This is a genomic window from Mesorhizobium sp. M0590 (assembly GCF_040320905.1).
Classification (GTDB): Bacteria; Pseudomonadota; Alphaproteobacteria; order Rhizobiales; family Rhizobiaceae; genus Mesorhizobium.
Window position 1 is genome coordinate 1 of the sequence record NZ_JAMYQN010000022.1, and the last position, 15435, is coordinate 15435.

The 15435-nt window shown below is 63.8% G+C and carries 12 protein-coding genes; 2 read left to right on the plus strand and 10 right to left on the minus strand.

Going from position 1 to position 15435, the window contains the following annotated elements:
* Nucleotides 1-224 precede the first annotated feature (224 nt).
* The 3 genes from NKI52_RS27185 to NKI52_RS27195 form a co-directional block, all read right to left on the minus strand.
* The gene (locus NKI52_RS27185) at nucleotides 225-2207 is read right to left on the minus strand and encodes an ABC transporter permease (protein WP_352590150.1); all 1983 of its coding nucleotides are present in this window, start codon (nucleotides 2205-2207) and stop codon (nucleotides 225-227) included.
* Nucleotides 2204-3280, minus strand: a complete 1077-nt coding sequence (locus NKI52_RS27190) for a quaternary amine ABC transporter ATP-binding protein (protein WP_352590147.1) — start codon at nucleotides 3278-3280, stop codon at nucleotides 2204-2206. Before NKI52_RS27190 ends, NKI52_RS27185 begins: the two co-directional genes overlap by 4 nt.
* A 74-nt stretch (nucleotides 3281-3354) precedes the next feature.
* Complete coding sequence (locus NKI52_RS27195) at nucleotides 3355-4326, minus strand: ABC transporter substrate-binding protein (protein ID WP_031211023.1); 972 nt, start codon at nucleotides 4324-4326, stop codon at nucleotides 3355-3357.
* Nucleotides 4327-4887: 561 nt separating this feature from the next.
* On the opposite strand from NKI52_RS27195, the gene NKI52_RS27200 reads away from it, so the two are divergent.
* The gene (locus NKI52_RS27200; protein WP_352700351.1) at nucleotides 4888-5964 is read left to right on the plus strand and encodes a D-alanine--D-alanine ligase family protein; all 1077 of its coding nucleotides are present in this window, start codon (nucleotides 4888-4890) and stop codon (nucleotides 5962-5964) included.
* A 56-nt stretch (nucleotides 5965-6020) separates the two neighbouring features.
* On the opposite strand, the gene NKI52_RS27205 is transcribed toward NKI52_RS27200, so the two are convergent.
* The 5 genes from NKI52_RS27205 to NKI52_RS27225 form a co-directional block, all read right to left on the minus strand.
* Nucleotides 6021-6806: an SDR family oxidoreductase gene (locus NKI52_RS27205; RefSeq protein WP_352682735.1), complete on the minus strand. Its 786-nt coding sequence runs from the start codon at nucleotides 6804-6806 to the stop codon at nucleotides 6021-6023.
* Nucleotides 6807-6814: 8 nt separating this feature from the next.
* Nucleotides 6815-7579 carry an SDR family oxidoreductase gene (locus NKI52_RS27210; protein ID WP_352682737.1) on the minus strand — a complete coding sequence of 255 codons (765 nt, stop codon included), beginning with the start codon at nucleotides 7577-7579 and terminating at the stop codon, nucleotides 6815-6817.
* Nucleotides 7580-7706: 127 nt separating this feature from the next.
* A complete protein-coding gene (locus NKI52_RS27215) occupies nucleotides 7707-9215 on the minus strand; it encodes a sugar ABC transporter ATP-binding protein (protein WP_352621184.1) in 1509 nt (502 codons plus the stop codon).
* Between the two features lie 33 nt (nucleotides 9216-9248).
* A complete protein-coding gene (locus tag NKI52_RS27220) occupies nucleotides 9249-10187 on the minus strand; it encodes a sugar ABC transporter substrate-binding protein (RefSeq protein ID WP_254820381.1) in 939 nt (312 codons plus the stop codon).
* 150 nt (nucleotides 10188-10337) lie between these two features.
* Nucleotides 10338-11321 carry an ABC transporter permease gene (locus tag NKI52_RS27225; RefSeq protein WP_502897030.1) on the minus strand — a complete coding sequence of 328 codons (984 nt, stop codon included), beginning with the start codon at nucleotides 11319-11321 and terminating at the stop codon, nucleotides 10338-10340.
* 308 nt (nucleotides 11322-11629) lie between these two features.
* Here NKI52_RS27225 and NKI52_RS27230 point away from each other — a divergent pair, with 308 nt between their 5' ends.
* Nucleotides 11630-12592 (plus strand): sugar-binding transcriptional regulator, encoded by a 963-nt coding sequence (locus tag NKI52_RS27230; protein WP_352700325.1) that lies wholly within the window; start codon nucleotides 11630-11632, stop codon nucleotides 12590-12592.
* On the opposite strand, the gene NKI52_RS27235 is transcribed toward NKI52_RS27230, so the two are convergent.
* Nucleotides 12589-14082: a xylulokinase gene (locus NKI52_RS27235; protein ID WP_352700326.1), complete on the minus strand. Its 1494-nt coding sequence runs from the start codon at nucleotides 14080-14082 to the stop codon at nucleotides 12589-12591. The genes NKI52_RS27230 and NKI52_RS27235 overlap by 4 nt on opposite strands.
* Nucleotides 14083-14102: 20 nt before the next feature.
* Nucleotides 14103-15425, minus strand: a complete 1323-nt coding sequence (locus NKI52_RS27240; protein WP_352590126.1) for an NAD(P)H-dependent oxidoreductase — start codon at nucleotides 15423-15425, stop codon at nucleotides 14103-14105.
* Between the last annotated feature and the right edge of the window lie 10 nt (nucleotides 15426-15435).

A 15435-nucleotide genomic window follows, 5' to 3' on the forward strand; every position in this document is an offset into this window, starting at 1 on the left:
TCCGCTAAACACGGGGGCTGCGCGGCGGACACGCCGACGTCACCGCAATGCCACGCCATTTTGCAGAACTTGACGCACACAACTGCCTGCCCGTCCCATGGCAGCCGTACGATGTGAGGCAAAAACGAGCAATAATCCCGAATGGCTATGTCTTTAGGCGTAGGGATCGGTGCCTCGTTAACGGCGCGCTTGGCGGCAGCTTCCTGAGGCCGTCCTATTCCGGACTATCCCAGCCTTGCCCGAGCCTTCGCCGTCCAGGCGTTGAACAGCCGGTCTGCGACGATGCCGATGAAGGCGATGGCCAGGCCGGCGACGATGCCGCGACCGGAATCGGCCTTGGACAGGGCGATGAACACCTCCTGGCCGAGATCGCGCGTGCCGACCATGGCGCAGATGATGATCATCGCCAGCGCCATCAGGATGGTCTGGTTGACGCCGAGCATAATCTCGGGCAACGCCAGCGGCAGCTGCACGCGAAAGAAGGTCTGGCGCCTGGTGCAGCCCGAAACCTTCGCCGCCTCGATCAGCGCCGGCGGCACCTGCCGGATGCCGTGATTGGTATAGCGGATGGCCGGCACCACGGCGAACGCGACGGTGGCGATCATCGCGGTGACGTCGCCGACCCTGAACAGCATGACCACCGGAATGATGAAGCAGAACGACGGCAGCACCTGCAGCGTGTCGATGACCGGCGTGACGATCTTTTCGAAGCGGTCGCTGCGCGATGCCATCAGCCCGATCGGGATGCCGATCAGGCAGGCAATAAAGGCCGAGATGCCGCACAAATAGACCGTCGCCATGGTCTTTTCCCAAAGTCCGGTGGCGGCGCAGAACGCTGTCAATGCCGCGACCAGGGCGGCGAGGCGCAAGCCGCCGAGCTGGTAGCCGGCAAGGCCGAGGAGACACACCGCGCCCAGCCACGGAAAGCCCTCGCAGAAGGCGCGCACCGGGTTGAGCACATTGAGGATAAGCGCCACGCGGAACGCTTCGATCGTTTCGAAGAAGTTGATGGTGATCCAGTTCACCGCCGCCTTCCACAAAGGCGCGGTGGTCAAGGTGATCGCTTTCGGCACCGCGGCAAAGGCCGGCACGAACAGGCCGAGCAGCGTGGCGACGGCGAGAATGGCGACGGCCAGCGTCAGATTGGGATAGCGCCGCCAGAAACTGGTGCTGGCCTGGTGGCGGACATTGCCCTTGGCGTGATTGTGCGCGATCGCCTGGCTCAGCCGGTCGAGTGCAATTGCCAGTGCGACGATCGCGAGGCCAGCTTCCATGGCCTCGCCGACCTTGAGTGCGCGCAACGCCAAAAGCACGTCATAGCCGAGCCCACCGGCACCGATCATCGAGGCGATGATCACCATATTGAGCGCCAGCATGATGACCTGGTTGACGCCGACCATCAATGTCGGCCGCGCCGACGGCAACAGCACCCGCCACAGTTTCTGCCGTGCCGTGCAGCCGGCCATCTCGCTGAAATCGTCGATCTCCGACGGCACCCGCGACAGGCCGAGCATCGTCGCCCGCACCATTGGCGGCGTCGCGAAGATTGCCGTCGCGATCATTGCCGAGACCGGGCTGTTGCCGAACAGAAGCAGCATCGGGATCAGATAGGCGAAGGTCGGGATCGTCTGCATCAGATCGAGGGCAGGGGAGATCAACAACCTCTCCGCCCAAGGCTTGCGCCATGCCCAGATGCCGGCGAACAGCCCGGTGACAATGCAAAACGGCACGGCGATCGAGATCAAGCCCAGCGTCAGCATGGCGCTGGTCCACTGCCCGAACAGCGCGATGTAGAGAAAACAGCCGCCGGCCAGCGCACCCAGCTTCCAGCCGCCGGCGGCGCGTCCGGCAAGGTAGGCGGCAGCGCAGACGCCGACCCAGGACAGGCGCGGCAAGACGATCATATCCGCGCCATGGCCGATCTTGAAATTCTTGGCCAGAAGACCGAGCGCGAAATCGAGCGGCACGCCGAGCACCGCGGTGATCGAGCGGGTCAGCCAGGAGAAGTTCGACTTCACCCAGTTCATCAGCGCACCGACCCAGTCAGCGACAGGAACGATCGCGCCGGCCGGGTAATTGACCGCCCAGGGCAGGCTTTCCTGCAGCAGGAAGACGATAAGCACGGCGGCGAGCGCGCAGGCCCAGATCGCCAGCCAGGTTTGAACCGGCCGGGGCCTCGCTGCGCTGGCGCTTGCCGTGACCGTCATGCGCCGGCCCCACGACGTTCTATGCCGGCGAGAAGATCGATCACCGCCTGCGGCGTGACTAAGCCGATCGGCTTGCCGGTGCCGTTGACCACCGCGAAGGGCTTGCCGGCAGAGACGATATCAGCCGAAAAACTTGATATCTTGGCATCCGGCGCGACCGTGCCGCCGTACTCGGCGCCGTCGCAGGCGCGCATCAGGCTGCGCGCCGATATCACCTTGGCGCGATCGACGTCGCGGGTGAATTCGGCGACATAGTCGGTCGCCGGATTGACCACCAGTTCTTCCGGCGTGCCGATCTGGATGACCTCGCCGTCCTTCATGATGGCGATCCGGTCGGCCAGCCGGATGGCCTCGTCGAAATCATGGGTGATGAAGACGATGGTCTTGTGCAGCATGGTCTGCAGCCGCATCAGCTCGTCCTGCATCTCACGGCGGATCAGCGGATCGAGGGCCGAGAACGGCTCGTCGAGGAACCAGATTTCCGGCTTCGTGGCGAGGCTGCGGGCGATGCCGACACGCTGCTGCTGGCCGCCGGAAAGCTCGCGCGGATAGAAATGCTCGCGACCGCGCAAGCCGACCAGCTCGATGACTTCCCGGGCCCGCTTCTCGCGCGTCGGCCGGTCCTGCCCCTGGATGCCGAGGGGGAAGGCAATGTTCTCCAGTACGTTGAGATGCGGCAGCAAGGCAAAATTCTGGAACACCATGCCCATGCGGTGGCGTCGCAGCTCGATCAGCGCGGCATCGGAAATCTTGAGCAGGTCCTTGCCTTCAAACTCGACCTTGCCGTGGGTCGGCTCGATCAGCCGCGACATGCAGCGCACCAGCGTCGATTTGCCGGACCCCGAAAGTCCCATGATGATGAAGATCTCGCCTTGGCGGATTTCGAGATCGACGGCGCGCACCGCGCCAACCAGTCCGGCAGCGGCGATGTCCGCCAGGCTGGCCTTGCCGTCGCGCCGGCGGATGAAATCGGCCGCGTCCGCCCCGAACAGCTTCCAGACATTGCGACAGGCAAGCTTTATCGGGCGGGCATCGTTGCCCGCTTTCGCCGCCTGTTCAATCGTATCGGTCATGCGATCGTCCTTCTGGAACACGGGATCGAGACCCGGCCACGGATGGCCGGGTCGTCGGATTTCCAGTCAGACGGTCACTCGGCCCAGGCTTTCCAGTCGGCTTCGTGGGCGGCGATCCAGGCGGCGGCGACGTCTTCCGGCGTCTTGCCTTCGAGATCGATCTCGCCGCTCATCTTGTTGAGCTCGTCGGTGTCGACCGTGTAGTTTTTCGCGACCTTGTAGGCGACAGGCCATTTGTCCTTCATGCCGGCCCAGGAATATTTCCAGATCTCGCCATGCGGCTTGCCGCAGTCATATTTCGCGTCGGGGTTCACACCCCATTTCGGGTCGGTGTAGCACTCTGTCGTATAGTCGGGGAATTCGACCCATTCGCCCTTGTATTTGGCCGGCGCCCAATGCGGCGAATAGATCCACAGCATGATCGGCGCCTTGCGCTGATAGGCCGAGTCCAGTTCGGCGAACATCGCCGCATCGGTGCCGGCATGGATGACGGTGAAGGGCAGTTTCAGCGCCTCGACGCGTTCGTCGTCAAAACCTTCCCATGTCACCGGGCCGCCGAGATAGCGCCCCTTCGGTGTGGTTTCGGCCGTCGAAAAGGCCTCGGCGCATTTCGGATCTTTCAGCGCTTCCCAGTTCGGCAGGCCGGGGCATTTCTCTTTCATATATTCGGGAAACCACCATTCTTCCTTGGCCTTGGGTCCGAGCTTGCCGAGGCGTTCGGTCTGGCCGGTCGCGTCCGAGGCCTTCATCGCCTCGCCGGCCGTCGTGTCCCAGAATTCCAGGCCGACATCGATGTCGCCATTGGTCAGGCCGGTGGTCAGGCTGGAGAGATAGTCGGCGGTCGGATACTCGACGGTATAGCCGAGCTTTTCGAGGATGCCGCCGAGGATCTTGGCGTTCAGATTGACGCTGGTCCAATCGAACAGTGCGATCTTGATCGGGTCGTTGGATTCCGGCGCTGCCGCATAGGCCGAAGATGTCAGTGCGGCTGCGGCAAGTGTTAAGGCTCCCATTGAGAAATTCGAAATCATGCTCCGAAGTGACATGCTTGTTCTCCTGTCAAGCTCTGGTGGACGTTATCGTTAGTTCCCTTCTTGCGTCTTTTTTGATTGTGTTGGAACAGCTGGTCGTTGCGCAAGGCCGTAGGCGCCACAATGCTGCCGAAGCGGATGCCGTAGCAAAACGGGGGTGGTGCCCAAATTGGTGAAGATGTGGCGGGACCGGCCGCGTCATGACTGCCGAAGGATTGCTGCCAAGGCAGTCATCCACGGATCGATCGCCGGTCTTGAGGGGCAAACCATCAAAGTCCCATGATCTCGGCTGTTGGCTCGGCAACTCGCCCAGAGCCACTTTCATGGGATGAAATTATATATACCAACGTTCACGTCGCGCAACGATTAACGCTGGTGCCAATTTCACGGCCCGTCTTTTTACATGGACCCGCAGATCGGTTCGAAAAAAGCCAAGGTTGCCGGTCATCCCGTATGCGAGCCGCGAGGACAGGGTACCGATACAATGCAGCAGACCAAAATGCCTTACTTCTTCGCCAACCGCGGGATCGCCGCCGGCTTGTGACCTTTCAACACCAGATCATATCCGAGGCTTTCATGACCTCTTCCTTGAACAGACTGCGAATTGCCGTGCTCTTTGGCGGACGTTCCGCCGAACATGACGTTTCGGTGCTTTCAGCAACCAATGTCATGAGTGCGCTGCTGTCCGCCAAATACGATGCCCTCCCAATCTTCGTCACGAGCGAAGGACAGTGGCTGCTGAGCAGCTTCCAGGATGGTACGCTCGCAAAACCTGCGGCCGGCACGGAAGTTTGCCTGGTTCCGGGTGGGCGCGGACGGATGATGGCGATCCCGGCCGACGGCACGCCCTATGATCTGCCGAAGATCGACATCCTGTTTCCTGTCCTGCACGGCCCTCATGGCGAAGACGGCTCGGTACAGGGGGTGGCCGAGGTGGCTCGGGTGCCGCTCGCTGGCTGCGGCATCCTGGGTTCGGCAACCGCGCTGGACAAGGACATCGCCAAACGGCTCCTGGAAGCGGCGGGGCTGCCAATCGCGCGCTCAGTGACGATCCATGAAGGTGCGGCGCCCGCCCTCGCTGCACTGGAAAGCGAACTCGGCCTGCCGTTCTTCATCAAACCGGCGCGTCAGGGATCGTCTGTCGGCGTCGGAAAAGTCCATGCCAGCCAGGAATTCGATGGAGCGCTTGCTGAAGCCTTCCGGCACGATTGCAAGCTGTTGGCCGAGGAATTCATTCGTGGGCGCGAGATCGAATATAGCGTGTTGGAGGACCCGGCAGGCGACCTGTTCGTCTCGCGGCCAGGCGAGATCGTGCCGGCCGAAAGCCACGATTTCTACAGCTACGATGCCAAATACATCGACGAGAACGGCGCGGCACTTAAAGTGCCGGCCGAACTGCCGCCGGAGGTCGAGGCAGCCATGCGGGACGTGGCCGCAAGGGCTTTCAGAGCCGTCGGCTGTGACGGGATGGCGCGCGTCGACTTTTTCCTGACACCGGACATGCAATTCTTGGTCAATGAAATCAACACCATCCCTGGCTTCACCGATATCAGCATGTATTCCAAGGCAATGGCGGCGAGCGGCGTCAGCTATTCCGAAATCATCGACCGGCTCGTGGAGCATGGATTGGCACGGGCCGGCCGACCAGTCTGAACGCAGCGAAGGGGCTTTCAGATCCCGGTGGATGGTACGTTGGCCCGCGCCGCCGCTCACGACATGATCAGGCCGCCATCGACATTGATGGTCTGGCCGGTGATGTAGGCTGCATCGTCGCTGGCCAGAAAGCTGACCAGGCCGGAGACATCTTCGCCGCTGCCGGCGCGGCCCATCGGGATGTTCTTCACCCATTCGGCCATCAGCTCGCCGGGCTTGTAGTCGCCCATCAACTTGCCCCATGCGGCGTCGTTATAGGCCCACATATCGGTGTCGATGATGCCGGGGCAGATCGCGTTGACGGTGATCTTCTCCTTGGCCACTTCCTTGGCCAGGCTCTGGGTGACGCCGACGACGCCGAATTTCGAGGCCGCATAATGCGGCGTGTAGATAAAGCCCTGCCGCGCCTGGCCGGATGCGGTGTTGATCAGCCGGCCGCCATCGCCATGCTTGCGGATGCGCGCGATCGCCTCCTGGCAGCACAGGAACACTCCCTTGGTGTTGACCGCCATCACCTTGTCCCATTCGGCCTCGGTCATCGCCTCTATCCTGGCGATTGTGATGACACCGGCATTCTGCACGGAGATATCGACGCGGCCGAACTCCTGCTCGGCCAGATCGTAGAGGGCGACGACTTCGTCCTTCTTCGTCACATCCATGCGCATCGGTGCGACCCTGGCGCCCGCAGCCTTGAGATCGGCGGCGACCTCTTCGACGCGCGCGTCGATGGCGCTGACGACGACCGCGGCACCTTCCGCCGCGAAGCGCCTGGCCATTGCCGCACCAATGCCGCCGCTGGCGCCGGTGATGACCGCCGTTTTTCCGAGGAATCGCTTCTGCATCTTTTCTCCTACCAGCAGACGAAGCCGCCATCGACGATCAGGTCGATGCCGGTGACGAAACTCGAGGCGCGGCTGGCCAGGAACACGGTCGGGCCGACCATCTCTTCCGTCGCCGCCATGCGGCCCATCGGCGTGTCGCGCTCAAAGATCCTGACCTGGTCGGCGACCTCCGGCCGCTTGTTCATCGGCGTCAGCGTGTAGCCGGGGCTGACGACATTGACGCGCAGGCCGCGATCGGCCCATTCCATGGCGAGGCTCTTCGACATGTGGATCACCGCGGCCTTCGACGAATTGTAGTGCGCCTGGGTCAGGCCGCGATTGACGATCGAGCCCGACATCGACGCGATGTTGATGATCGAGCCCTTGCGCCGCGTCAGCATGGCGCGGGCCTCGGCCTGGCAGGACAGGAACACGCCGCTGACATTGACGTCATAGAGCTTCTGCCATTTCTCCAGCGACAGCGTCTCTGCCGGCTCAGCTCCGGCGACGCCGGCATTGTTGACGGCGATGGTCAACGCGCCGAGTTCCATCTCCGTACGCTCGATCGCGGCCGCGAGATCGGCCTCTGAAGTCACCGTGCCGTTCAGCACCAGCGCCTTGCGGCCGAGTGCGGTGATCCGGTGCGCGGTCTCCTCCAGCCCGCCTTTCGAGGCGTGGCCGAAGCAGGCTATGTCGGCGCCGGCCTCGGCCAGCCCAATGGCGATTGCCTGCCCGATGCCGCTGCCGGCGCCTGTCACAAGTGCCACGTCACCATGAAGGTCGAATAATTTCATCGTCGGTCCCTCTGCTCCAACCGCCGTCCTCCGGAAATAAAGGGGCGCCAACTCTGTTGCTGGCGCCCCGCGCGGTCTGGTGCCCGGGAGGATACCACCTGCTGCGCTTTGTTTCGATGGGCTGTTCCTAGCTCGTGGCGAGTTCCATCACGGCGATATTGCTTGCTTCGCTGCGGTCGAGAATGCCGCGTTGCCGGCCGCGGCTCACCACCAGCACGCGATGCGACAGGCCGAGAACTTCCTCGAGGTCGGAGCTCACCACCACCACCGCCATGCCGGAGCGGGCAAGGTCGGCGATGACATCATAGATCGCGGCGCGTGCACCGACGTCGATGCCGCGCGTCGGCTCGTCCAGGATGAATACCTTGGGCGGGCGCGACACCCATTTGGCGATGATCACTTTCTGCTGGTTGCCGCCGGAAAGCTTGCTGACCGCCTGGTTCGGCCGGCCCTTGACGCCGAGCCGGCGAATGCCGGCCTCGGCGAATTTCTGCACAGCCTTCGGGAACACCCAGCCATTCGGCGCGACATGGTCGAAATTGCCGATCGCCAGGTTCTCGCCGATCGTCTGGTCGAGCACCACGCCCTGCGCCTTGCGGTCTTCCGGTACCAGGACGACGCCGGCCTTGATCGCCGCCGCCGGGCCATTGAGATGCACCGGCTTGCCGGCGACGCGCACCGATCCCGATGAGATCGGATCGGCACCGGCGATCGCCCGCACCAGCTCCGTGCGTCCGGCGCCGATCAGCCCGGCAATGCCGAGGATTTCGCCGGCCCGCACTGAAAAGCTGACATTTTGAAAGCTGCGTTCCGGCGAGGACAGGTTCTCGACCTCGAGCAGCGTGTCGTTGCCCGGCGCCGATACCGTAGGGAACATCCGCTCGACACTGCGGCCGACCATTTGCTCGACGACAGTGCGCACCGGAATGTCGGCGCGCTCGTGCCGGGCGACGATGCGCCCGTCGCGCATCACCACCACGCGATCGGCGATCTGGGCGATCTCGTCCAGCCGGTGGCTGATATAGATGAAGGACATGCCTTCCGCCTTGAGCTTGCGGATCTGCTGGAACAGGAGCTCCGTTTCCTCGCCGCCAAGGGCTGCGGTTGGTTCGTCGAAGATCAGCAGCTCGGCATTGAGCGTCAGCGCCTTGGCGATCTCGACCTGCTGCTGGGCGGCGATACGCAGCGTGCGCACCTTGCGCTCGGGCGAGACATCGAGGCCGAGGCGCTTCAACTGGGCCGATGCCCGCGCATTCATTGCCGCGCGGTCGATGCGGCCGCCACGCATCGGCAGGCGCCCGACATAGACGTTTTCGGCGACCGACAGATCGGGCAAGAGCTTCAGCTCCTGGTGGATCATGCCGATGCCGACGTCGATCGCCGCGGCAGGATTGGCGGGGGAATAAGCGTTCCCCCGCCAGGTGATGGTGCCGGCATCGGGTTTCGTCGACCCGGCGATGATGTTCGAGACAGTCGACTTGCCGGCGCCGTTTTCGCCAAGCAGCGCCACGACCTCGCCCGGCCGCACCTCGAAGCTCGCATCGGCCAGGACCTGCACCGGCCCGTAGCTTTTGCAGAGGCCGCTGACGACGAGCCCGTTATGGGGGCTGTGCGTGTGGCGAGGATCGGTGGACATCGTTGCGCTCGTCGATTGCCGGACTGGTCTCAATCAGGGATGCTTGGCGATGAACTGCTCGACATTGTCCTTGGTGGTCAGCGTCGCATCCTGCAGCTGTTCGGCGGGAATGGTCTCGCCGGCCACCAGCTTGATTGCTGCATCGACGGCGAGCCGGCCCATGCCCTGGGTCTGCTGCGTCGCGGTCACGTCGAAGACGCCGTCCTTCAGTGCCTTGAGCGCCGCCACGTCGCCGTCGAAGCCGGCAACCCAGACCTTGTGGCCGGGATTGGCGACCTTGACGGCCTGCGCCGCACCGAGCGCCAGCGCGTCGGCCTGGCCGATGACGATCGACACGTCGGGGTGCGACTGCAACAGATCCTGCGTCAGCTTGAAGCCTTCGTCCTGGTGCCAGCCTTCGCTCCACAATTCGCCGACAACCTTGATGTCGGGATAGCCTTTCAGCGCTTCGCCGCAGCCCTTCGAGCGGTCGACCTCGGGCGTCGTGCCCTTCTGGCCGTGGATGATGATCAACTCGCCCTTGCCGCCGGCCTGCTTGGCGATGTAGTCGCAAACCGCCTTGGCCGATGCCACGCTGTTGGTGGCGATGAAGGTGTCGCCTGGCGCGCCGTCGGCGTTGCGGTCGACATTGATGACTGGGATGCCGGCAGCCTTGGCGGTCTTGGTCGGCACGGTGGCGGCGGTGGCGCCGGCCGGAATGTAGATCAGCGCGTCGATGTTTTGCGTGATCAGGTCCTGTACCTGGCTGACCTGGGTCGCCGAATCGCCCTTGGCATCGACGGTAACGACCTCTATGCCCTTTTCCTTGCCGTAGGCTTCGACGGACTGCTTGATCTGATTGAAGAAGTCGGCCTGCAGATTGGCGACGGCGAGGCCGAGCTTTTTGGCCTCCTTGGCCGAGGCCATGTCGGACAGGCCAAGCAGCGGGATGACGGCCGCGGCGGCAAGCAGCAATGAACGTTTGGTCAGCATGTTTATTCCTCCGTTGATGTTCAATCTGTCCTGCCCGCGCATCGCGGCGCCCCTTGGCCGAACAACTCCCAGTTTCGGATCACCGATCCGTTTTCGCCCGAATATCGGGGCGAATCTCATTGAGCCCAATTCTTCATTGTGCCCCATTCTTCATTGTGCTCGGCGCCGCCACGTGTCGGTGGCCACCGCCAGCGCGATCACCACGCCGATAACCACTTGCTGGATGAAGGGCGAGACACCGAGCAGGTTCAGCCCGTTGCGCAGCACGCCGATGATGAGGACGCCGATGGCTGTGCCGCCGATCGAACCGACGCCGCCCGACAGGCTGGCGCCGCCGATCACCACCGCCGCGATGGTGTCGAGTTCGTAGCCAAGGCCGGAGCTCGGCTGGACGGAATCGAGCCGGGCGGCAAGCACGATGCCGGCGAGACCGGCCAGCACGGCGCAGATCGCATAGACCCAGTTGGTCAGCGACTTGACTGGTATGCCGGACAGCCGGGCGACTTCGGCGCTGCCGCCGATCGCGTACAGGCTACGGCCGGTAGCGCGATAATTCAGGAAGATCGCGAAAATGACGGCAAGCACGATCATCAGCCCGACGGTGACCGAGAGGAATCCGAAATGGCGGATTATCGACAGGCTGGTGAACCAGTCGGGAAAGCCGACGATCTGCGAGCCGTCGGTGATCATGTTGGCGAGGCCGCGCGCCACCGACATCATCGCCAACGTGGCGATGAAGGGCGGCAGCTTGGTGACCGTCACCAGCAGGCCCGAAACCAGCCCGCAAAGGCCGGCGACGACGAGGGCTGCGGCGATGCCGGCCGGCAGGCCGAGATTGAGATAGTCCGGATGGGCGACGAAGCCCATCACCATGGAAGCCAGCGCCAGTACCGAGCCGACGGACAGGTCGATGCCGCCGATCAGGATGACCAGCGTCATGCCGATCGCCATGATGCCGAGCACGGTGACCTGGTCGAGAACGTTGAGGATGTTGCGGACAGTCAGGAAGGTGTCGGTGGTTAGCGAGAGCGCCACGCACAGCAGAACCAGCCCGATCAGCGGGCCCATGGTTCCGGCAAAGACAGCCGAAAACCTTGCGCCCGCCGTAGCCTGCGCGCCAGAGCCTGCCTTCAACTCGCCTGCCTTCAAATTGCTTGCGTCGTTGCTCACAGCCACTTTGTCTCCTCCACAGCAATCCGGCGCTGCATCACCGGGCCACTTTGTTCACCAGGCCCCTCCCTGTGAACAATTTATCTTTAACATGCAATTTTGTTCAGCTAAACTGTTCGTCGGAAAATTGTCAAGACCTGCCCGCTTCATTCGAGCACGGTTTGCGCTGTTCGCCGGTTTGCCTTACGCAATGTCTCGGAAATCTTGGGCATTTCGAAGTCGCCGGATTGGAATATCATGAGCAGAGCCGGCGACTGCGGCAAGGCAAACAGATGACGATCATAGAGAACGAAAGAGCCTCGCGCTTCCCCGACGCCGAACTCAAGGCCCGCGCCGCCTGGCACTATTATGTCGAGGGTCTTACGCAGGAGCGGATTTCCGAAATTCTCGGCGTCGGCCGCATCAAGGTGCATCGCATTCTCTCGGCCGCCCGCGAAGAGGGTGTCGTCCAGTTCCGCATCCGCGACAGCGTTGTCGAATGCGTGATCCTGGAGGAAAGCCTCAAGCAGCGCTTCGGGCTCAGCCAGGCTGTTGTGGTACCGTCGCCGGCCGACCGAAGCAACGCGCCGCTGATGATCGGCCACGCCGCCGCCGCCTACCTGGCCGACCATGTGAACGCCGGCGATGTCATCGCGCTGGGCTGGGGGCGGACGCTGAAATTCGCCATCAATGAATTGCCACGGCGGCCGATCGCCAGGACAACGGTGGTTTCGATGCTTGGCGGCCTCACCCATGCACAGCCGCTCAACCCGACCGAAAGCGCCTGGGATTTCGCCGAGAAGATCGGTGCGGAGTGTTTCCTGCTGCCGGTGCCGGTCTATGCCGACAGGCCGGAGCAGCGCGATGCTTTCATGAGCCAGCGCAGCGTTCAGGATGTTGTTTTCCGCGCGCGCCGGGCAAACATCGCCGTGCTCAGCGTCGGCTCGTTTTCCAGCGACAGCCCGATCGCCAATTACGGCTTCATCAAGCCAAGTGAACTCGAGGAACTGCAGGCGGCCGGTGCCGTCGGCGATATTCTGTGTCATTTCATCGACGCCGAGGGCCGCCCGGTCGACCACGAGGTCAACCGCCGCGTCTGTGCCTATCCGCTGCAGGATCTGTCGGATATTCCTAGCATAATCCTGGTTTCGGGAGGGCAGGAAAAGATTGCCATCATGCGGGCGGCGCTGGCCAACACCAAGGTATCGGTTCTGATCACCGACGAGGATGCGGCCAAGGGGCTGCTCAACCGCTAGATTTCGTCGAGAGCGCCGAGGCGGGTGTGGATGTCGCGCGTCGCCTGATAAAGGTCGCGGTAGATTTCCTTGCGGCTGCGATAGGCGGCGACAAGCCCGTCGACCGGATCGACATGCCTGGTGGGAGCGGCAGCCATTACCTCTGCTGCGGCTTCCGGCGAGGCAAACCAGCCGACAGCCGCTGCCGCCAGCATGGCAGCGCCGAGTGCGGCGGCTTCGTTGACCGGCGAAACCGAGAGCGGCCGCTCGAGCACGCTTGCCATGATCTGCATTAGCAGCGCGCAATTGGTGCCGCCGCCGGCGGCAATCATCGCCGCCGGTCCGCCGGCCTGGGCTTCCATGGCCTCGGTGGCGACGGCCTGCTCGAAGGCGATGCCTTCCAGGACAGCGCGGAAGAGATGCTCCGGCCGGTGATCGAGCGACAGGCCGACAATGGCGCCGCGCGCCGCACCGTCCCAATACGGGCTCATGACGCCGGCCCAATAGGGCATGATGAGCAGGCCGTCGCTGCCCGCGGCAACATCCAGCGCCACTTTCTCCAGCGCTGCCGCCGAGGGCGAACCGGTGGTTCGCACGATCCAGTCGACCAGCTGCATGCCCGATCGCAGCACGGTCTCCAGCATGAATCCGGAGCCGGTCGGCGAGACCAGCGTGCGAAAGGCGTCCGAGGTTTTCACCTTGCCGGAATAGCAGCCGCTGACCACGCCGGAGCCGAGCGAGAGATAGCTCTTGCCCTCGCCGTAGACGCCCATGCCGAGGCCCATCGCCTGGCCGTCCCCAGCGCCGGCAACGACCGGCGTGCCGGCCCTCAGGCCGGTCAGCTGCGCTATGCTTGCGGAAAGACTGCCGCAGACCACGCCCGGCGCGACCAGCTCGGGCAATTGCTCCATCTGCAGTCCGGCGGCCGCAACGAGGCGGGGATGCCAGGTACCTTTCTCGACGTCGAGCAGCCCGAGCGGATCCGCACTTGCGGTGCTGGTGACCAATCGCCCGGTCAGCCGCTGGACGAAGAAACCGTGCACGTCGACCAGTGCCGCTGCCTGGCGAAGCACTTGCGGCTGGTGCTCGGCAAGCCAGGCAATGGCGTAGAGCGCCGGCGTCGGGTCCGGGGGCTTGCCGCTCCAGTCGCGGATCGCCTCGCGGCCGAGTTCGGCCGAAAGCCTGATAACCTGCGGCCGGGCGCGTTCGTCGAGCCACAGGATCGCCGGCATGAGTGCTTTGCCGGCGCTGTCCACCAGCGTGAAGGTCTCTCGCTGGTGAGCGATGCAGATCGCCGCCACCCGCGTAGCGCCGACCGCCTCGGTGACCTGCTTCAATGCGCCAAGCAGCGCCGTCCACCAATGTTCGGCGTCCTGCTCGAAATGGCCGGGCTTCGGATTTGAAAGCGGGTACGGCTCGCGCGCCTGGAACAGCTCCTCGCCGTCGCGCGCGAAGGCAATCGCCTTCACGGCCGTGGTCGAGGCGTCGATCCCGATTACGACATCGTCCATCAGGCGGAGATCCGGCGGGGTCAGGCTGCGTTTGTAACGAACCGTCCGTCCGACTGGTCGAGACGGCGGCGGATCTGGGTTATCACCATCGAATCGTCGGGTACACAATTTTCATAGGTCAGGAAGTCGCCGGTCTTGAGCGGCTTGACCACCTTGGCGCGTTCGGCAAGGCCGAGCGGCAGGGCGCCGCGGGCGCGCGCATCCCCCCAGGTCATGGCGAAGCCGCGATAGTCGTTCTCGCCGATCATGCCGAGCGACTGGCCAACGCCAAGATCGCTCTTGGCGACCGCCACCGCCTCGGCCACAGGATGGTCGAGCGGCTCCATGTCGGCCCGCTTGTAGACCACGGCGCGCGCCGCCGACAGCGGCACTTCCAGGCTGGTCAGATGATAGGGCCGGAAGATCGTGAAATAGGGGCCCTTGCCGACCTTGAGGTCGATCATGCGCTCCAGCACACGCGGATGCCGGGTCTCGATGATGCAGAACACACCGGGCGCCACTCCCTTGCCGATCGAGTAATCGACCACGCCCTTGCGATGCAGCACGCCGCCATCCTCGCGCGGGCAAAGCACGCTGGCCAACTCCTCCAGCGTCGCGGTCGGGCCGTGCATGCCCGGCACGTCGGGCACCAGGCCGGTCGCATTGGCGATCGCCACCATCTCGATCGCCGTCTTCGAGCCGTCGACGAATTCGACCAGCATGCGCGCATTCATGTTGCGCTCGGCCGCCTCCTTCTCGTAGTCGGCCGGCATGGCGTCGATCTTCAGCGGATTGTTCTTGCCCTTGCCGGCGGCGATGATGTTGAAGCCGAGGCTTTTGGCAAAGCCGATGATCTCCAGCGTGCAGGCGGGCTCGTCGCCGGCGGCACCGGTATAGACGACGCCGGCCTTGCGTGCCTCCTCCTTGAGGAAGCGGCCGATGGTGATGTCGGCCTCGACATTGAGCATGACGATATGCTTGCCGTTCTTCATCACTTCGAGCGCAAACAGCGTGCCGATATTGGGATTACCCGTTGCGTCGATGATGACGTCGATCCGGCCGGCCGCCGCCAGCGCATGCAAATCTTCGGTCACCGCGATCTTGCCGGCCTCGATGGCGCGGTCGATCGCGGCCGCATTGCCGGCATGGACGATGTCGGAACGGTCATGGCCAGCGAGCAGCGCCGCGTCGATCGCTGCCTGCGGCCTGACTTCGGAAATGGCGCCGATCCGCATGCCCGGCATCAGCGCGACCTGGACGACGATGTCGGTGCCCATCTGTCCGGCGCCGGCAAGCCCGATGGTGATCGGCCCCTGCTGTTCAGCGCGCTGCAGAAGTTCCGCTGCAAATTGCGGATGGGACATGTCGCTTCCT